Source organism: Exiguobacterium sp. SH1S21 (assembly GCF_004337175.1).
In the GTDB taxonomy this organism is placed as follows: Bacteria; Bacillota; Bacilli; order Exiguobacteriales; family Exiguobacteriaceae; genus Exiguobacterium; species Exiguobacterium aurantiacum_A.
Window position 1 is genome coordinate 228421 of record NZ_SJUY01000001.1, and the last position, 15034, is coordinate 243454.

Here is a 15034-nt window from a genome sequence, read left to right on the forward strand (position 1 = left end):
GCATCGTCTGAGAGGTCAGGAGGTTGTGTATGAAGTCTTTTACCCGCCAAATTTGAAATGAATTGGTAATAGAAGGGAAACCCCTATCATTTTTTCGCAACATGTGTCATCTCTTTTTCTTTCAACGGGACGGTCGGCGGTTCGACCTGCCCTTCGATGATGCCTTTTCGAAGGAGGACGTTTCGGACCGTCAACAAGATACAGACGAGGTCGAGACGGTGACCCATGTGTCGGACGTAATCCCCGTCAAACTTCGCCTTCACCTCGATCGGGAGCTCATCGCGTCCTTTCACTTGCGCCCACCCGGTCAGGCCTGGTTTGACCGGGGCGACGCCTTCTGCGCGTCTCGCCTCGATCAAGTCGGTCTGATTCCACAGCGCCGGCCGTGGACCGACGAGCGCCATGTCGCCTTTTAAAATGTTGACGAGTTGCGGGAGTTCGTCGAGGCTCGTCTTCCTGAGGACGCTACCGATCGGCGTGATGTGTTTCGTCGAGCCTGCGAACAGGTGGGTCGGCACGTCTTTCGGCGTGTCGTCCCGCATCGTCCGGAACTTATAGATCCAAAACAACGTCTCGTCCTGACCGACGCGCTGCTGTTTGAACAGGACCGGCCCTTTCGAGTCGAGTTTGATCAAAATCGCGATCAACACGAGCAACGGTGCGAGCAAAAATAGTGCGAGCAAACTCAAGACGATGTCGAGTTTCCGCTTTTGATTCAAATAGCGCATCCCTCACACCTCCTTCTTGAGCGGAATCCCCGGAGTCTGTTTCCACACTTCGCGCATCACATAATCCGTGTACGACAACAAGATGCGGAGCACTTTATCGGACACGTTCGGCATCGCGTAGTCGGAAACGAGTCGCATCGGCGTATCCGTCTCCTCTAACACGCGGAGCGCTTGGAGGACGCGGTCGCGTTTCAATCCGACCATCATCGCCGCCCCTTCTTCCATCGCCTCGGGCCGTTCGTGCGCTTGGCGGATGTTCAAGCCCTTCAATCCGAGGATCGAGCTCTCCTCGCTGATCGTCCCGCTGTCGCTGAGCACCGCTTTCGCATGAAGTTGCAAGTGGACATAGTCGCTGAACCCGAGCGGCTTGAGCGTGCGGATATTCGGGTGCAGCGTCACCCCGGTCTCGCGAATCCGGTTGGCGGTGCGCGGGTGCGTGCTGATGATGAGCGGGAGGTCGTACGTCTCAGCGATCGCGTTCAACGTGTCGACGAGGTCGAAGAAGTTCTCATCCGCGCTAATGTTCTCGTCCCGATGCGCGGAGACGACGAAGTAGCCGCCTGCCGTCAGACCGAGCCGGTCAAGCACGTCCGAGCGGTCGATTTTGTCTCGCTGGCGCGTGAGCACCTCGAACATCGGGCTACCCGTCTTGATGACGCGGTCGGACGGGAGCCCTTCTTTCAGAAGATACTCGCGTGCGATGTCGCTGTACGTCAAATTGACATCGGCGATATGGTCGACGATGCGGCGGTTCGTCTCTTCCGGCACCCGTTCGTCAAAGCAGCGGTTTCCTGCCTCCATGTGGAAGATCGGGATTTTATGGCGTTTGACGGCGATGGCGGCGAGGCAGCTGTTCGTGTCGCCGAGAATGAGCACGGCGTCCGGTCGTTCCGCCTTGAGCACCGGGTCGACCGCGATCAAGATGTTGCCGATCGTCGCCATCGGCCCGTCAGCGGAGGCGTCGAGGATGTAGTCCGGTGTGCGCAGACCGAAGTCTTCGAAAAAGATCTCGTTCAACTCGTAGTCGTAGTTTTGTCCGGTATGGACGAGGATATGTTCGATCGCCTCCGACGCCTCGAGCTTGGCGATGACGGCCGAGAGACGGATGATTTCCGGGCGCGTGCCGACGATGGTCATCACTTTGAGTCGATTCATAACGTTCCCTCCTAAGAAGTATGGTGGATGGATAGGATGCGGATCTTCACTTGGGCGAACACTTGATGGACGAGTGCTTTCTCGCTGTCATCAAACGCGAGGAACCACATAATGATGCCATAGAGGACGACGAGCACGCCTCCTTTCAAGGCGAAGGTGAACAGGTTCGACGCTGGGAACAGCTGTTGGATGCCCCAGCCGATGACCGTATAGAGCGCGAGCGCCGGAAGAATCCTCACGTGGCATGACCGGAAAAACAGGGCGATGTCGAGTTTGAGGATGCGGCTGTAGACAAAGTTCATGTAGAAGACGAGCCCGATGATATTGCCGATACAGATGGCGACAGCCGCCCCGATCGGCCCGTAAATCGGGATGAGGAGCGGAGATAACGTGATGCTGATACAGGCGACGATGAGTGCGCCATACGCCCGATACTTCACTTTGTTCTCGGCGATGAGCGTCGTGTTGCCGATGTCTTGCGTGAGCGTCACGAGGCTCGGGGCGATGAGTAGGAGCGCGACGTAATACGAGTCACGAAACGCCTCGCCGACCCAGAGCCGCATGAACTCTTGCCCGAGGACGAAGAACGACATGACGATCAATCCGACGATATAGAGCTGGATGCGACCGATCCGGACGAACAAGACGGCGATTCCTCCCCTGTCGTCACGCGTGAGCATCCGGCTCACTTTCGGCAAGAACAAGAAACCGAGCGCCGACGCGATCGTCCAGACGTACCCTTCGATGACCATCCCGATCGAGAACAAAGCGATCGAGGCACTGCCGGCGAGCATTCCGAGCAGGCTCGGCGTGATATTGAGGATGAAGCGCTGGGCGACGAGTGTGACCGTGCTCCATGTCATGAAGCCGAAGATGTCTTTATAAATTCCTTTGTCGCGTTCACGGAAGTTCGCGCGGACCGTCGTCTTCCGGTGGATAAAGATGTATTCGATGATGAGCACGAGCGTGCCGACGAACGCGGTGACGAGGACGAGCGCATACAGCCCGTAGCCGAGGAGGAGCGCCGTCACCATGAGGACGACGGTTAGCACCTTCTCAGCTAAATGAAGCGCGCTCGAGAACAAGAAGTACTCATGTGAGACAAGGATGCCCGTGAACGGTTTTGCCGGGAATGACATGACGATGAACAGACCGGCGACGACGTACAAGATTTTCAACTTGTCGAGCTCGGCCGCGGTCAGCCCGGCGTATACCGAGTCGAGGAAGAAATAGACGACCGCGAGGATGATGAACAAGACGAAGCCGATGACGGTGAACAGTTTATAGGCGACGCCGAGGAAGCGTGCCGCCTTATCCTCGTCCCCTTCGGCCATATATTTGCTCATGAACCGGGATACGGCCGCGTCGAGCCCGAAGTCCATCGCGAACATGCTGATCAGCGAGATGGTGAGCATGTAGAGCCCGTAGTTCGCCTGACCGATCTCCCGGATCATCCACGGCGTATAGATCAGTCCGGACAAGATGCCGAAAAAGATTTGCATATATGACATCGCTGCCCCATATTTGATTTTGCGCGTGCTCGCGGCCTCATCGGGCTCGACGCGTGTCGACATGTGTTTCCACCTCTCTTCCTTACTGCCAGAAGAACGTATACACCGGTGCGTCCTGCAGGAACAACAAGACTAAAAGCGTCACCGCCGCGTAATAGACGAGCAATCGTTCGCGCCGCTCGAACGTCTTGAGGATCTCCGGGATCATCAGAATCAAGAACAGCGTGAAGTATTGGACGAGCCGCATCATCGACGGGTTGATGAACGTGAGCGGCAAGAAGCATGCCGCGAGGAACAACGCGTTAAAGTAATGCGTCGCTGACGGGTTATTCGCCAAAATCTCATCGCGCCGCCATAAGGCGACGAACAGGACGAACAGGAGCATGACGCTGAAGTTGATCGCACCCGCCCCATTCATGTAGTCATACGTGTCATAGCCAGATAACGTCACCAACATCTCAAAGAACGGGCCCCGAAACACGAACAAGGCGGCGATGAAGCCGAGCATGCCGAGAATATACACTTTCGTCAGTTGCCGGTTAGCCAAGAAATAAAACGGCAAGAACACGAGCGCCGACTTATGGATCGTCATGGCGACGAACACGAGGACGAGAAACAGTAGGAGCTTGCGGGCCCGGACGAAGTGATAACCGATGAGGACGACGAGCGCCGTCGCCACCGTCTGGCGTAACCCCGTCACGGCGAAAAATTCATAAAACAGGACCGAGAAGAGTAAAAAGCTGATGAGCGGCTCGCTCGAATATTTATAGATGAAGTAACCGAGCGGCACCATGAAGATGACGGCGATCAAGACGAGATACAGTTGATAGTCCGAGATGACGAACTGGGTGAGCCGTTGGAACACATAATAGCCCGGGTCCTCGCTCTCTGTGAAGACGATGGTAAAGAAGTCCCGCGTCAGCGCTTCGAGCGGCAGCGGCTTCGTCGCAAGGAACAGCGCTCCATATTGCGCCGTGTCGTCCCCGACCGAGATGTGACGAAATCCCGACAAGACGATCCACTGGACGGTCGCGAACGTCACGAACCAACCGCGCCTGTAAGTCGTGTCAGAACGCATGAGTAGCATCGCCCAGAGGACGAGCAGTGCGATGTTGACGAGATAGATGGTCATGAGGTCGCCTCTTTTCTAACGATAGATGAGGTTCGTGACGCCCCGATAGAGCGACAGCAAGTTCGAGATCAAGAGTCCGTTGAACCGCAGACGCCCATGTTCGAACGGACTGAAATAGTCACGCACGTCTCGGGTCGCGAGATACGCTTCACGCACCGCCGCCGCGTCTTCTTTGAACGTATGGCGCAAGATGATCGGGATGAGCGTACTCGCATCCGGACGGCGCTCGACGTCAAGGAGTAACTGGCTGAGATAGCGGTCCGACTCGATTTCGGCGCGGTGGGCAATCTTTTTCGTCTGTTGGGCCCCGTGAATCCGGGACAGAACGAGCGGCTCATCCGTCAAATAGTAGTCAAACCCGTCAAGTGCGAACCCGATCCAACATATCCAATCTTGGATGAACCGGTCCTCCTCCGAGAAGCGCCGCGCTGCGAACGCCGCGCGCGGGATGAGGAGCGCACAACCGTTCAGGCTCGACGTCAACATCAAGTGACGGAACATATCACCCGCTTGATACAACCCGGTGAACTTGCGCCGGTAACGTCGGATTGGGGCCCCGTGTTCGTCGATGAAGCGAGTGCCGGTGACGAGAATCGTCCGCGACGGGTCGAGTCTCTCCTGCTCGAGCGTCTCGAGCTGTGCCTCGATCTTCCGCGGGGCGTACAAGTCGTCATGGCTGAGCCAAGAGAAGAAGTCTCCACGCATCTCGTCGATCCCACGGTTGAGCGCGCTCGAGACGCCGCCGTTCGCTTGCTCGATGTAGCGGATCCGGTCGCCGTAGCTAGTGGCGATATCCGCCGTCTTTCCTCTATCGGTCGAGCCATCGTTGACGACGATGACTTCGATATGCGTATACGTCTGGGCGAGGGCGCTGTCGATACATTCAGCCAAATAGTTGCTCCCGTTATAAACCGGGATGATGATCGAGACGAGTGGTTTCATAAAATATTCCTCACTTTCTCGTGTCGGAGCGCCGCGTAGACGTCCAAGTAGTCGATGGCGCGGTCACGGAGCGCAAAATTCGTCCGGGCATGCGTGACGCACGCGTCTTTGTACGATCGTTTGCCACGGGCAAAGATGCGCTCGATCCCGTAATTCAAATCGGCGAGTCCCCGTGTCGCGACGACGACACCCGTTTGATCGGTGACGAGTTCCGGGCTCGCGGTCGCGTCCAAGACGAGCACCGGCGTCCCGCACGCCATCGCCTCGACCGTGACGTTGCCGAACGACTCCTGTTCCGATAAGTTGAGGAACACGTCGGCGAGCGCGTAGTAGCGGGCGAGTTCACGTGCGTCGTTCGTTTCGTTGACGTGGATGACGTTGGGCGGGAGCTCGGTGGCGCCAAGCCGGCCGATCAAGAGGAATGCGTCATTCGGACGTGCCGCCGCGAGGTCGAGGAAGGCTCCGAGCCCTTTCGCCTCACTCCATGTGCTCGCGACACCGAGCAGTACCATCTTGTCGGCCAACTGAAGCCGTTCCCGTAGCTCGGTCGTGTCGACCGGACGAAACACGTCAAGGTCGACCCAGTTATGAATCCGACGCAGGACAGCGGCGTGCTGTAAGAACGAGAAGCGGGCCTCGGTCGTGATCCAGTCGGAGACACCGACGACGGCGAGGCGCGGGATCGCCGTCAACCAACGACGTTTGTCGTCGATCATCTCGCTCGTCCGGTCGAACAGCCAGCTCGGGATATCGTCTTTGAGTTGCGGGCAGTCGCCGCAACCGTGTTGCCACTTGTTGCATCCGACCGTCGTGTAATGCGTGCATTTTCCGGTGAAGAACCAGCAGTCATGGAGCGTCAAAACGGTCGGGATGTCGCGTGCGGCCAAGTATTCGAACAACGTCCTGAGATGAACGTAGTTGGCATGCAAGTTATGGAGATGGACGACGTCCGGAGCGTAGCGCTCGATGTCACGGACCAAATTCTCCGTCGCAAATCGTGAGGCGTAGCCTTGCCGTCCGGTGATGCGGGCGTGCAGCGCGTGCAGCTTCACGTCTACGGGATCGCCGATGACGTAACTCGCCTCGGTGACCGGTCCCGTCGAATGGGCGACACGTGTCTCGTGTCCGCAGTCGTGATGGACAGATGCGAGTTCTTTACAGATTCGTCCAGTGCTCTTCACGTCGTTGATCGCGTTAATATGGAGAATTTTCATCGTCGCCACCTCACTCGTACGCGTAATACTTATGGCGTCCGCTCTTCCGCTTGTTCAAGACGAGGCCGAGCATATGCGTCCCGGTCCGCTCGAGCTGTTCTTTCGCTTTCACGACGAGTTGGCGCTCCGAATTTTCACAGCTGATGACAAGGATCGTGCCGTCGGCGATTTTTGCGAGCAGACGGGCGTCCGCCACTTGCATCATCGGCGGTGCGTCGAGGATGACGATATCGTATTGCCGGCGCACCTCGTCGAGCAGTTCGACCATCTGGTCAGAAGCGATGAGCTCGGTCGGATTCGGCGGGATCGGTCCGGCGGTGAGGAGCGACAACCGCTCGACGCCCGTCTTTTGAATGGCCCGCTCGAGCGAAATCCGTCCGACGAGAATCGTCGATAGCCCGGCTTGGGACGAGAGGTTGAACGTGAACTGCGCCGTCGGTTTACGAAGGTCACAGTCGATGAGGAGGACGCGCTTTCCGAGCTGTGCGTAGACGACGGCAAGGTTCGCCGCTGTCGTCGACTTCCCTTCCCCGGTCGAGGCCGATGTGACGTTGATCATCTGTAGCTTCTGACCGATCGACGTGAACTCGAGGTTCGTCCGGATCGTCCGATACTGCTCCGAGATCGGCGACTTCGGATTGGCGAGCGTGATCAAATCACGCTGCCCGTAATCAGGAAGATTGTCGTTCTTTTTTCTCAGAAACATGAGGGACCTCTCCTTTCCCTTTAGGGGTGTTCGTTTTTATTTTTTTCGGTTTCATGTCACGCCGTTCGATGACCGGCACCGACCCGATGACGGGGAGGTCTAAGAGCCGTTCCGCCTCTTGTTCGTTTTGGATCCGTTTGTCGAACACGTAGCGTAAGAGACCGATCAGCCCGCCGAAGAACAAGCCGACGAACATACCGATTATTGTATTGACGAGGATGTTCGGTGAGATCGGGGTGAGCGGCACTTCAGCCGGCGACAAGATGCGGACGTTGTCGATGTTCATCAAGTCCGGGATCTCGTCCGCGAAAACTTCGCTGATGACGTTCGCCGTCTCGGCCGCCACCGCCGCGTCCGTATGGGTGATGACGACGCTGATGACTTGTGACTCTTCCTCGCTCTCGACTGTGAGCGCGTCACTGATCGGGTCTGGTGCGTTCGGGACGCGTTCTTTCACTTCGTTCAAGATCGCCGGGCTCTTCATAATGACTCGGTACGTATTGACGAGCGAGAGCGACGAGAGCACTTCCGAGCTGTCGACGCGGTCGCCTTCTTGTTCGGTCACTAAGAGCACTTGCGTCGAGGCCTCGTACGTCGGTTGGATGAACGCCGTGCTCACATAATAAGCAGCGAGCCCGCCGAGCAGGATGAACGGTACGAGTAGCCACTTGCTTTTCTTAAGTACCTCGACTAGATCACCGACGATCGTCATTTGCTGATTCATAAATGTTTCCCTCCCTACAGACAGAATGGACGACAGAAATAAGGCATGAGCCTACCGTAATACGTTCTTTCCCTGTTCATCTTGACAATCGGAGGGAATCATTTATCATTTTTTCGCAACATCATGTCATGTTGCCGTTCCGTTTCGTTCTTTGTCTTTTTAGGAACTTGGACCTAAAAAAAAGACCGCCTCGCGAGGAGACGGTCGGTCAGTTCAGTTCGCGATGCAGTTCGCGGTCGGTGATATAGTCGGGTTCGAGTTTTAAGATGACGCGGTCGAAGGTGCGTTGCAGGGCGAACATGCCAAGCAACAGGACGCCGAGCGCTAGAAAGAACGACGTCCCCGGTGAGCCGGTTTCAAACCACCCAAGCAACGCGTACAAGACAAGGAGGCCAAACAGCGTCAGCCAAAACGGGAAACGGATGAGCCGTTGATACGTCGCGTCATCGTTGAATGTACTCCGGATTGTCCCGAGTTTCCATTCACGCACGAGCAACGGGACGACGCCGAGAAACCCGAGTCCGATGAGGAGCGGTTGTGAGAGGTCGACCGTTCGCAGGAACGTGCTCGTCAGGAAGATGGAACCGGCTCCGATCATAATCGCTTTTGCTTTGCCTTGCCGTGCGTAGTCGACGAGGCGACGGATATGTTGTTCGCGTCTCATAGGTCAGCGCTCCTTTATTTAGTCGTTCATCCATATACGAAGTGATCCGCATTTTGGTTTCATAACGAAACAATGAACACTATATAAACACCGAATTCCGTCCTTTGATCCCCATTTGTGACCAATAAAATAAATCTGAATATTTGTAAATGTAAGCGTTGACATTTCGTTTTGACACGTGCTACATTTCAAGTATCAAATAACAACTGAATGGTTCCCTGCGCAGGAATGTTACCTTTAGTGGGCATAACCTGACTCGCGTCAGATCGGTATACGTCTCGTTACGTATCCCATCTGACACGGGTCAGGTTTTTTATTTGAACAAACCAAATTCAACGTAAAGGATGGGAATGGACATGAAGTACGAACAGCTCGCACGCGACATTATCAAGCACGTCGGCGGCAAAGAAAACGTCAACAGCGTTGTCCACTGTATTACCCGATTGCGTTTTAAATTGAAAGACGAAAGCAAAGCTAATACCGAAGCGCTCAAAAGCATGGATGATGTCGTCACTGTCATGAAGAGTGGCGGCCAGTACCAGGTTGTCATCGGCAACCACGTCCCGGATGTCTATAAGGCAGTCGTCGAAGTCGGCGGCTTCCAAAACCAGTCGCCTATTGAAGAAGAGGAAGGACCGAAAGGGTCACTGTTCAGCCGCTTCATCGACATTATCTCTAGCATCTTCACCCCTGTCCTCGGCGTCTTGGCCGCGACCGGGATGATCAAAGGGTTCAACGCCCTCTTCGTCGCTCTCGGTTTGCTCGACGCGACATCCGGCACGTATCAGCTGTTGAACGCCATCGGTGACTCGCTATTCTACTTCTTCCCGATCTTCCTCGGCTATACGGCCATCAAGAAGTTCGGCGGCAGTCCGTTTATCGGGATGGCTATCGGGGCGGCGCTCGTCTATCCGACGCTGTCGACGCTCACGGCCGGTGATCCGCTCTACACCGTCTTCGCCGGCACGATGTTTGAATCACCGATCCACATCACGTTCCTCGGTGTCCCGGTCATCTTGATGACGTACTCGACATCGGTCATTCCGATCATCATCGCGGCGTTCTTCGCAGCGAAGCTCGAGAAGTTCTTGAAGACTGTCATCCCGGACGTCATCAAAATGTTTATCGTCCCACTTTTGACGCTTCTCGTCATCGTCCCACTCACGTTCATCTTGATCGGGCCAATCGCGACATGGGCCGGCACGTTGCTCGGTAGCGCGACGGTCGCCGTCTACAACTTGAGTCCTCTCGTCGCCGGCCTCTTCCTCGGCGGCTTCTGGCAAGTGTTCGTCATCTTCGGCCTCCACTGGGGTCTCATCCCAGTTGCCATTAACAACTTGACGTCACTCGGTGCTGACCCGGTACTCGCACTCGTCTTCGCAGCCTCGTTCGCGCAAATCGGTGCCGTACTCGCCGTCTTCCTCAAAATTAAAAATCAAAAAATCAAGACGCTCAGTATCCCGGCGTTCATCTCAGGCATCTTCGGGGTCACCGAGCCAGCCATCTACGGGGTCACGCTCCCGCTCAAAAAACCGTTCATCATGAGCTGTATCGGTGGTGGTATCGGTGGTGCCATCATGGGTGTCATGGGCACGCAAGTGTATATCATCGGCGGACTCGGCGTGTTCGGCTACCCGTCGAACATCTCGCCAGAAGGCATCACTTCCGGCTTCTACGGCTCACTCATCGGGACGGCCGTCGCCTTCGTCGTCGGTTTCGTCTTGACGTACTTGTTCGGTGGCGTCAATCAAGCGGTCGCCGCGACGCCACAACCAGAAGTCACACCCGTCGCAGAAGAAGTGTCAGCGACAAAAGTCGGGCAAGAACAGATCCTTAGTCCACTCGCTGGGAATGTCGTGAAACTCTCGTCCATCTCGGACGCCGCCTTCTCGTCGGGCTCACTCGGTCAAGGCATCGCCATCGAACCGACGGAAGGCCGGCTCGTCGCACCAGTCTCGGGCACGGTGTCGGCACTGTTCCCAACCCACCACGCCATCGGCATCACGACCGAGACTGGTGCCGAGGTGCTCATCCATATCGGCATGGATACGGTACAATTGGAAGGCAAACATTTCAAAGCACACGTCACGCAAGGCGAGTTCGTCGAGAAGGGTCAGCTGTTGATCGAGTTCGACATTGAGGCTATCAAACGCTCAGGTCGTGCTCTCACAACACCTGTCATCGTCACAAACCGGCAGAAGATTGCTCCGATCCAGGCGACACGTGTCCTCGCGGGCGAACCAATCTTTGTCATCAACGAATAACGACGGGAGGGACAATCCCTCCCGATCATAGAAAGGATGGATTTGATGAGTTTTCCAAACGGATTTTTATGGGGCGGCGCAATCGCCGCGAACCAAGCAGAAGGTGCTTATTTAGAGGGCGGGAAAGGGCTGACGACGGTCGATTTGTTGCCGACCGGAAAAAAACGGTTCGACGTCATGTTCGGTGACTTACCGTCGCTCGAGCCGGTGCCAGGTGAATTCTACCCGTCGCACGAGGCGATCGACTTCTATCACCGCTATAAAGAAGACATCGCCCTGTTCGCTGAAATGGGTTTCAAGGCGCTCCGCCTGTCGATCTCGTGGGCGCGGATCTTCCCGAACGGCGACGACGCGGAACCGAATGAAGCAGGACTGAAGTTTTACGACGATGTATTCGATGAACTATTAAAACATGGCATCGAACCGGTCGTCACGCTCGCCCACTTCGACGTGCCGGTCAGCCTGATCAAAAATTACGGCAGTTGGCGCGACCGCCGCGTCGTCGACTTCTTCGAGACGTACGCGACGACCGTTTTCACCCGCTATAACGGCAAAGTGAAGTATTGGATGACGTTCAACGAAATCAATATGCTGTTGCACCTACCGTTCATCGGTGCTGGGCTCGTGTTCGCGGACGGTGAAGACAAGCAACAAGTAAAATACCAGGCGGCGCACCATCAGCTCGTCGCGAGCGCAAAAGCGGTCAAGGCGGCACACGCCATCAATTCGGATATGCAGGTCGGCTGCATGCTCGCGGCTGGTCAGACGTACGCCTACTCGTGCAACCCGGACGACGTCTTGGACGCGATGGACAAGGACCGTGAATCATTCTTCTTCATCGACGTGCAGTCACGCGGCGAATACCCAGGCTACGCCAAACGCTACCTCGACGAGCACGGTATCACGCTCCAGATGGAAGACGGCGACCTCGAGCTGTTGAAAGAATACACGGTCGACTATATCGGCTTCAGCTATTACGCGAGCCGGACGACGAGCACCGACCCCGAGATCAACAAATCGACCGAAGGGAACATCTTCAGCTCGCTCGAGAACCCGTTCCTTGAGAAGTCGGAATGGGGCTGGACGATCGACCCGACCGGCTTCCGCATCACAGCGAACCAGTTGTACGACCGCTATCAAAAGCCACTGTTCGTTGTCGAGAACGGACTCGGGGCCGTCGATACGCCAGATTCGAACGGCTACGTCGAAGACGATTACCGCATCGACTATATGGCGAAACATATCGAGCAGATGCACGAGGCCATCAAGGACGGCGTCGAGATCCTCGGCTACACGAGCTGGGGGCCAATCGACTTGGTCAGCGCCTCCACCGGCGAGATGAAGAAACGCTACGGCTTCATCTATGTCGACAAAGATAATGAAGGAAACGGGTCGCTCACCCGCTCGAAGAAGAAGAGTTTTGATTGGTACAAACAAGTCATCGCGACGAATGGGACCAATCTGACGTCCTCTGCCCAAACCACATAAGCACCAACAGTCGAACCGGTCCCAGTGATCGGTTCGACTTTTTTGTCAAAAGATTTTTACCGTAAACGCTTGCATAAAAATATTTTTCATAATATGATTCAGGTGAAAATAATTTTAAGGGGGATTTATCTCATGTCACGTTTATTTGAACGGGCACAACAATTCGGGAAATCATTTATGCTGCCCATCGCTGTCTTACCGGCAGCGGGACTCTTACTCGGGATCGGAGGGGCGCTCTCGAACCCGAACACGGTCCAGGCGTATCCATTCCTCGACATCACCTGGCTTCAGCATTTATTCACCATCATGGCCGCAGCCGGGTCGATCGTCTTCGCCAACTTGGCTGTCCTGTTCGCGATCGGAGTCGCGGTCGGGCTCGCCAAATCGGATAAAGGGACAGCGGGACTCGCCGCAATGCTCGGTTATCTGATTATGAACGCCACCATCAACGCCATGCTTCAAATCACGGGTGAATTGATGGAAACGGATCTCGCCAGTGCCGGCCAAGGGATGGCGCTCGGGATTCAAACGCTCGAGACCGGTGTCTTCGGCGGGATTTTGATCGGGATTGTGACGGCGCTCTTGCATAACCGTTACAACAAGCAAGTACTGCCGCAGTTCCTAGGCTTCTTTAGTGGATCGCGCTTCGTTCCAATCATCACATCGTTCGTCGCCATCGGTGTCGGAATCGCACTTTACTTCATCTGGCCGACCGTGCAGAGCGGCATCTTCTCGCTCGGTGGACTTGTCGACAAGACAGGCTATATCGGGACGTTCATCTACGGGTTCGTCCTCCGTATGCTTGGACCGTTCGGGTTGCACCACATCTTCTACATCCCATTTTGGACGACCGGCCTCGGGGGCTCACTGGTTATCGACGGGACTTTGATTGAAGGGACGCAGAAGATCTTCTTCGCCCAGCTCGCCGACCCGAGCACGACCCAGTTCTATGAAGGGACGGCCCGCTTCATGTCAGGTCGCTTCATTACGATGATGTTCGGTCTCCTCGGTGCCGCACTAGCCATGTATCACTGTGCGAAACCAGAACAGAAAAAAGTCGTCTTCGGTCTCTTGTTCTCAGCGGCGCTCACGTCGTTCTTGACGGGAATCACGGAACCGCTCGAGTTCGCCTTCTTGTTCGTGGCACCGGTCCTCTACTTGGTCCACGCCATCTTTGACGGACTCGCCTTCATGATGGCCCACATCTTCGAGATCACGATTGGTCAAACGTTCTCAGGCGGGTTCATCGACTTTATCTTATTCGGGGTTTTACAGGGAAATGACAAGACGAACTGGATGCTCGTACCGGTCATCGGTGCCTTCTGGTTCTTGCTCTACTACGTGACGTTCCGCTTCCTTATCACGAAGTTCAACTTCATGACGCCAGGTCGCTCGGATGAGACAGCTGTTAAGACAGCCGACGTCGATGCATCAGACCGTACGACAGCAATCATCGCAGCACTCGGTGGCGATGCCAATATCGACACGGTCGACTGCTGTGCGACACGCCTCCGCGTCACCGTCAACGACCACCAACACGTCCGTGAGGATTTGTTGAAGGCGACGGGCGCCCACGGGGTCGTGCAAAAAGGAAATGGGATTCAAGTAATTTACGGTCCTTCTGTTACAATTATTAAGAATGAAGTCCAAGAGGCGTTAGGCCGGGGCGAATAACGAATTGTGTTGGAGGGAACAGCCGTGTGGGAACAAATGAAAGACGTCTATCCAGAGATGACGGACAGTGAGAAGAAGATTGCCGATTACCTCATGACGAATATGAACGACGCCATCGAGTTAACGATCACCGAGTTGGCGCAAGCCATCCAGACGTCACCTGGGACCGTGACCCGGTTCTGTAAAACGATCGGGGTCGGAAGCTATTCGGCACTGAAGCTCATGATGCAAAAGACATTGACGGAAACGAACTTGCCCCAGACGGCGACGTCGCTCGAACCGATGCAACGGTCGTATATCGAATTGATTCAGACGACCGCTCACTTGATCGATCAAGACGAGCTGTTAGCCATCTGCGACCATATCCGAGGTTGCCGCTCGGTCCATCTATACGGACTCGGTAACGCCGGGCTCGTCGCCCAAGAGATGGAGTACCGCTTGCGGCGCATGGGATTGCTCGCGACGACGGCGTTCGATAGCCACAGCATGGTCATGGACGCCTCTATTGTGACGAAAGACGACTTGATTATCGCCTTCTCGAACAGCGGTGAGAGCCGAGAGGTCGTCCAAGCCGTCCAGCTCGCCAAAGAATCGGGCTGTACGACCGTCGCTTTCGTCGGTTATCAGCACTCCCCTCTCGCCGAGCTTGTCGACCATCGACTGTTGACGGCCGGCGCGTCGGGTGAGGCGTTCTTAATCAACACACAACTCCCGCTCCTCTTCACAGCGGACGCGGTGACGAAGACATTGATGGAAACGAATGAAGACTTAAAAGCGCATTATTTAAAGACATTGAAAGCGCTCGATCGATTAAAAGAAAGAAGTGATTAAG

The 15034-nt window shown here is 55.6% G+C and carries 13 protein-coding genes; 4 read left to right on the forward strand and 9 right to left on the reverse strand.

Annotation, left to right across the window (positions count from 1 at the left end):
- Positions 1-86: 86 nt before the first annotated feature.
- The 9 genes from EVJ24_RS01140 to EVJ24_RS01180 form a co-directional block, all read right to left on the reverse strand.
- Positions 87-728, reverse strand: coding sequence for a sugar transferase (locus EVJ24_RS01140; RefSeq protein WP_131438963.1), 642 nt, complete (start codon positions 726-728; stop codon positions 87-89).
- A gap of 3 nt (positions 729-731) precedes the next feature.
- Positions 732-1883 carry a non-hydrolyzing UDP-N-acetylglucosamine 2-epimerase gene (gene wecB / locus EVJ24_RS01145; protein ID WP_131438964.1) on the reverse strand — a complete coding sequence of 384 codons (1152 nt, stop codon included), beginning with the start codon at positions 1881-1883 and terminating at the stop codon, positions 732-734.
- An 11-nt stretch (positions 1884-1894) separates the two neighbouring features.
- Positions 1895-3457 (reverse strand): oligosaccharide flippase family protein, encoded by a 1563-nt coding sequence (locus EVJ24_RS01150; RefSeq protein WP_131438965.1) that lies wholly within the window; start codon positions 3455-3457, stop codon positions 1895-1897.
- Between the two features lie 19 nt (positions 3458-3476).
- Complete coding sequence (locus EVJ24_RS01155; protein ID WP_131438966.1) at positions 3477-4526, reverse strand: EpsG family protein; 1050 nt, start codon at positions 4524-4526, stop codon at positions 3477-3479.
- Between the two features lie 15 nt (positions 4527-4541).
- Positions 4542-5468, reverse strand: a complete 927-nt coding sequence (locus EVJ24_RS01160) for a glycosyltransferase family 2 protein (protein WP_131438967.1) — start codon at positions 5466-5468, stop codon at positions 4542-4544.
- Entirely contained in the window at positions 5465-6682 is a 1218-nt protein-coding gene (locus EVJ24_RS01165) for a glycosyltransferase (RefSeq protein WP_201740339.1), read from the reverse strand. Before EVJ24_RS01165 ends, EVJ24_RS01160 begins: the two co-directional genes overlap by 4 nt.
- Positions 6683-6692: 10 nt before the next feature.
- Positions 6693-7388, reverse strand: a complete 696-nt coding sequence (locus EVJ24_RS01170; protein WP_131438969.1) for a CpsD/CapB family tyrosine-protein kinase — start codon at positions 7386-7388, stop codon at positions 6693-6695.
- Positions 7354-8112 carry a YveK family protein gene (locus tag EVJ24_RS01175; RefSeq protein WP_131438970.1) on the reverse strand — a complete coding sequence of 253 codons (759 nt, stop codon included), beginning with the start codon at positions 8110-8112 and terminating at the stop codon, positions 7354-7356. Before EVJ24_RS01175 ends, EVJ24_RS01170 begins: the two co-directional genes overlap by 35 nt.
- Positions 8113-8320: 208 nt before the next feature.
- Positions 8321-8776 carry a hypothetical protein gene (locus EVJ24_RS01180; protein ID WP_131438971.1) on the reverse strand — a complete coding sequence of 152 codons (456 nt, stop codon included), beginning with the start codon at positions 8774-8776 and terminating at the stop codon, positions 8321-8323.
- Positions 8777-9132: 356 nt separating this feature from the next.
- Between EVJ24_RS01180 and EVJ24_RS01185 the strand changes: the two genes are divergently transcribed.
- The 4 genes from EVJ24_RS01185 to EVJ24_RS01200 all read left to right on the forward strand — a co-directional run bounded on the left by EVJ24_RS01185 (position 9133) and on the right by EVJ24_RS01200 (position 15033).
- Positions 9133-11040: a beta-glucoside-specific PTS transporter subunit IIABC gene (locus tag EVJ24_RS01185; RefSeq protein WP_131438972.1), complete on the forward strand. Its 1908-nt coding sequence runs from the start codon at positions 9133-9135 to the stop codon at positions 11038-11040.
- A gap of 36 nt (positions 11041-11076) precedes the next feature.
- Positions 11077-12528 carry a 6-phospho-beta-glucosidase gene (locus tag EVJ24_RS01190; RefSeq protein WP_131438973.1) on the forward strand — a complete coding sequence of 484 codons (1452 nt, stop codon included), beginning with the start codon at positions 11077-11079 and terminating at the stop codon, positions 12526-12528.
- Positions 12529-12660: 132 nt separating this feature from the next.
- Entirely contained in the window at positions 12661-14202 is a 1542-nt protein-coding gene (locus EVJ24_RS01195; RefSeq protein ID WP_071398237.1) for a maltose/glucose-specific PTS transporter subunit IIC, read from the forward strand.
- Between the two features lie 24 nt (positions 14203-14226).
- A complete protein-coding gene (locus EVJ24_RS01200) occupies positions 14227-15033 on the forward strand; it encodes a MurR/RpiR family transcriptional regulator (protein WP_071398238.1) in 807 nt (268 codons plus the stop codon).
- The last annotated feature ends 1 nt before the right edge of the window (position 15034 follow it).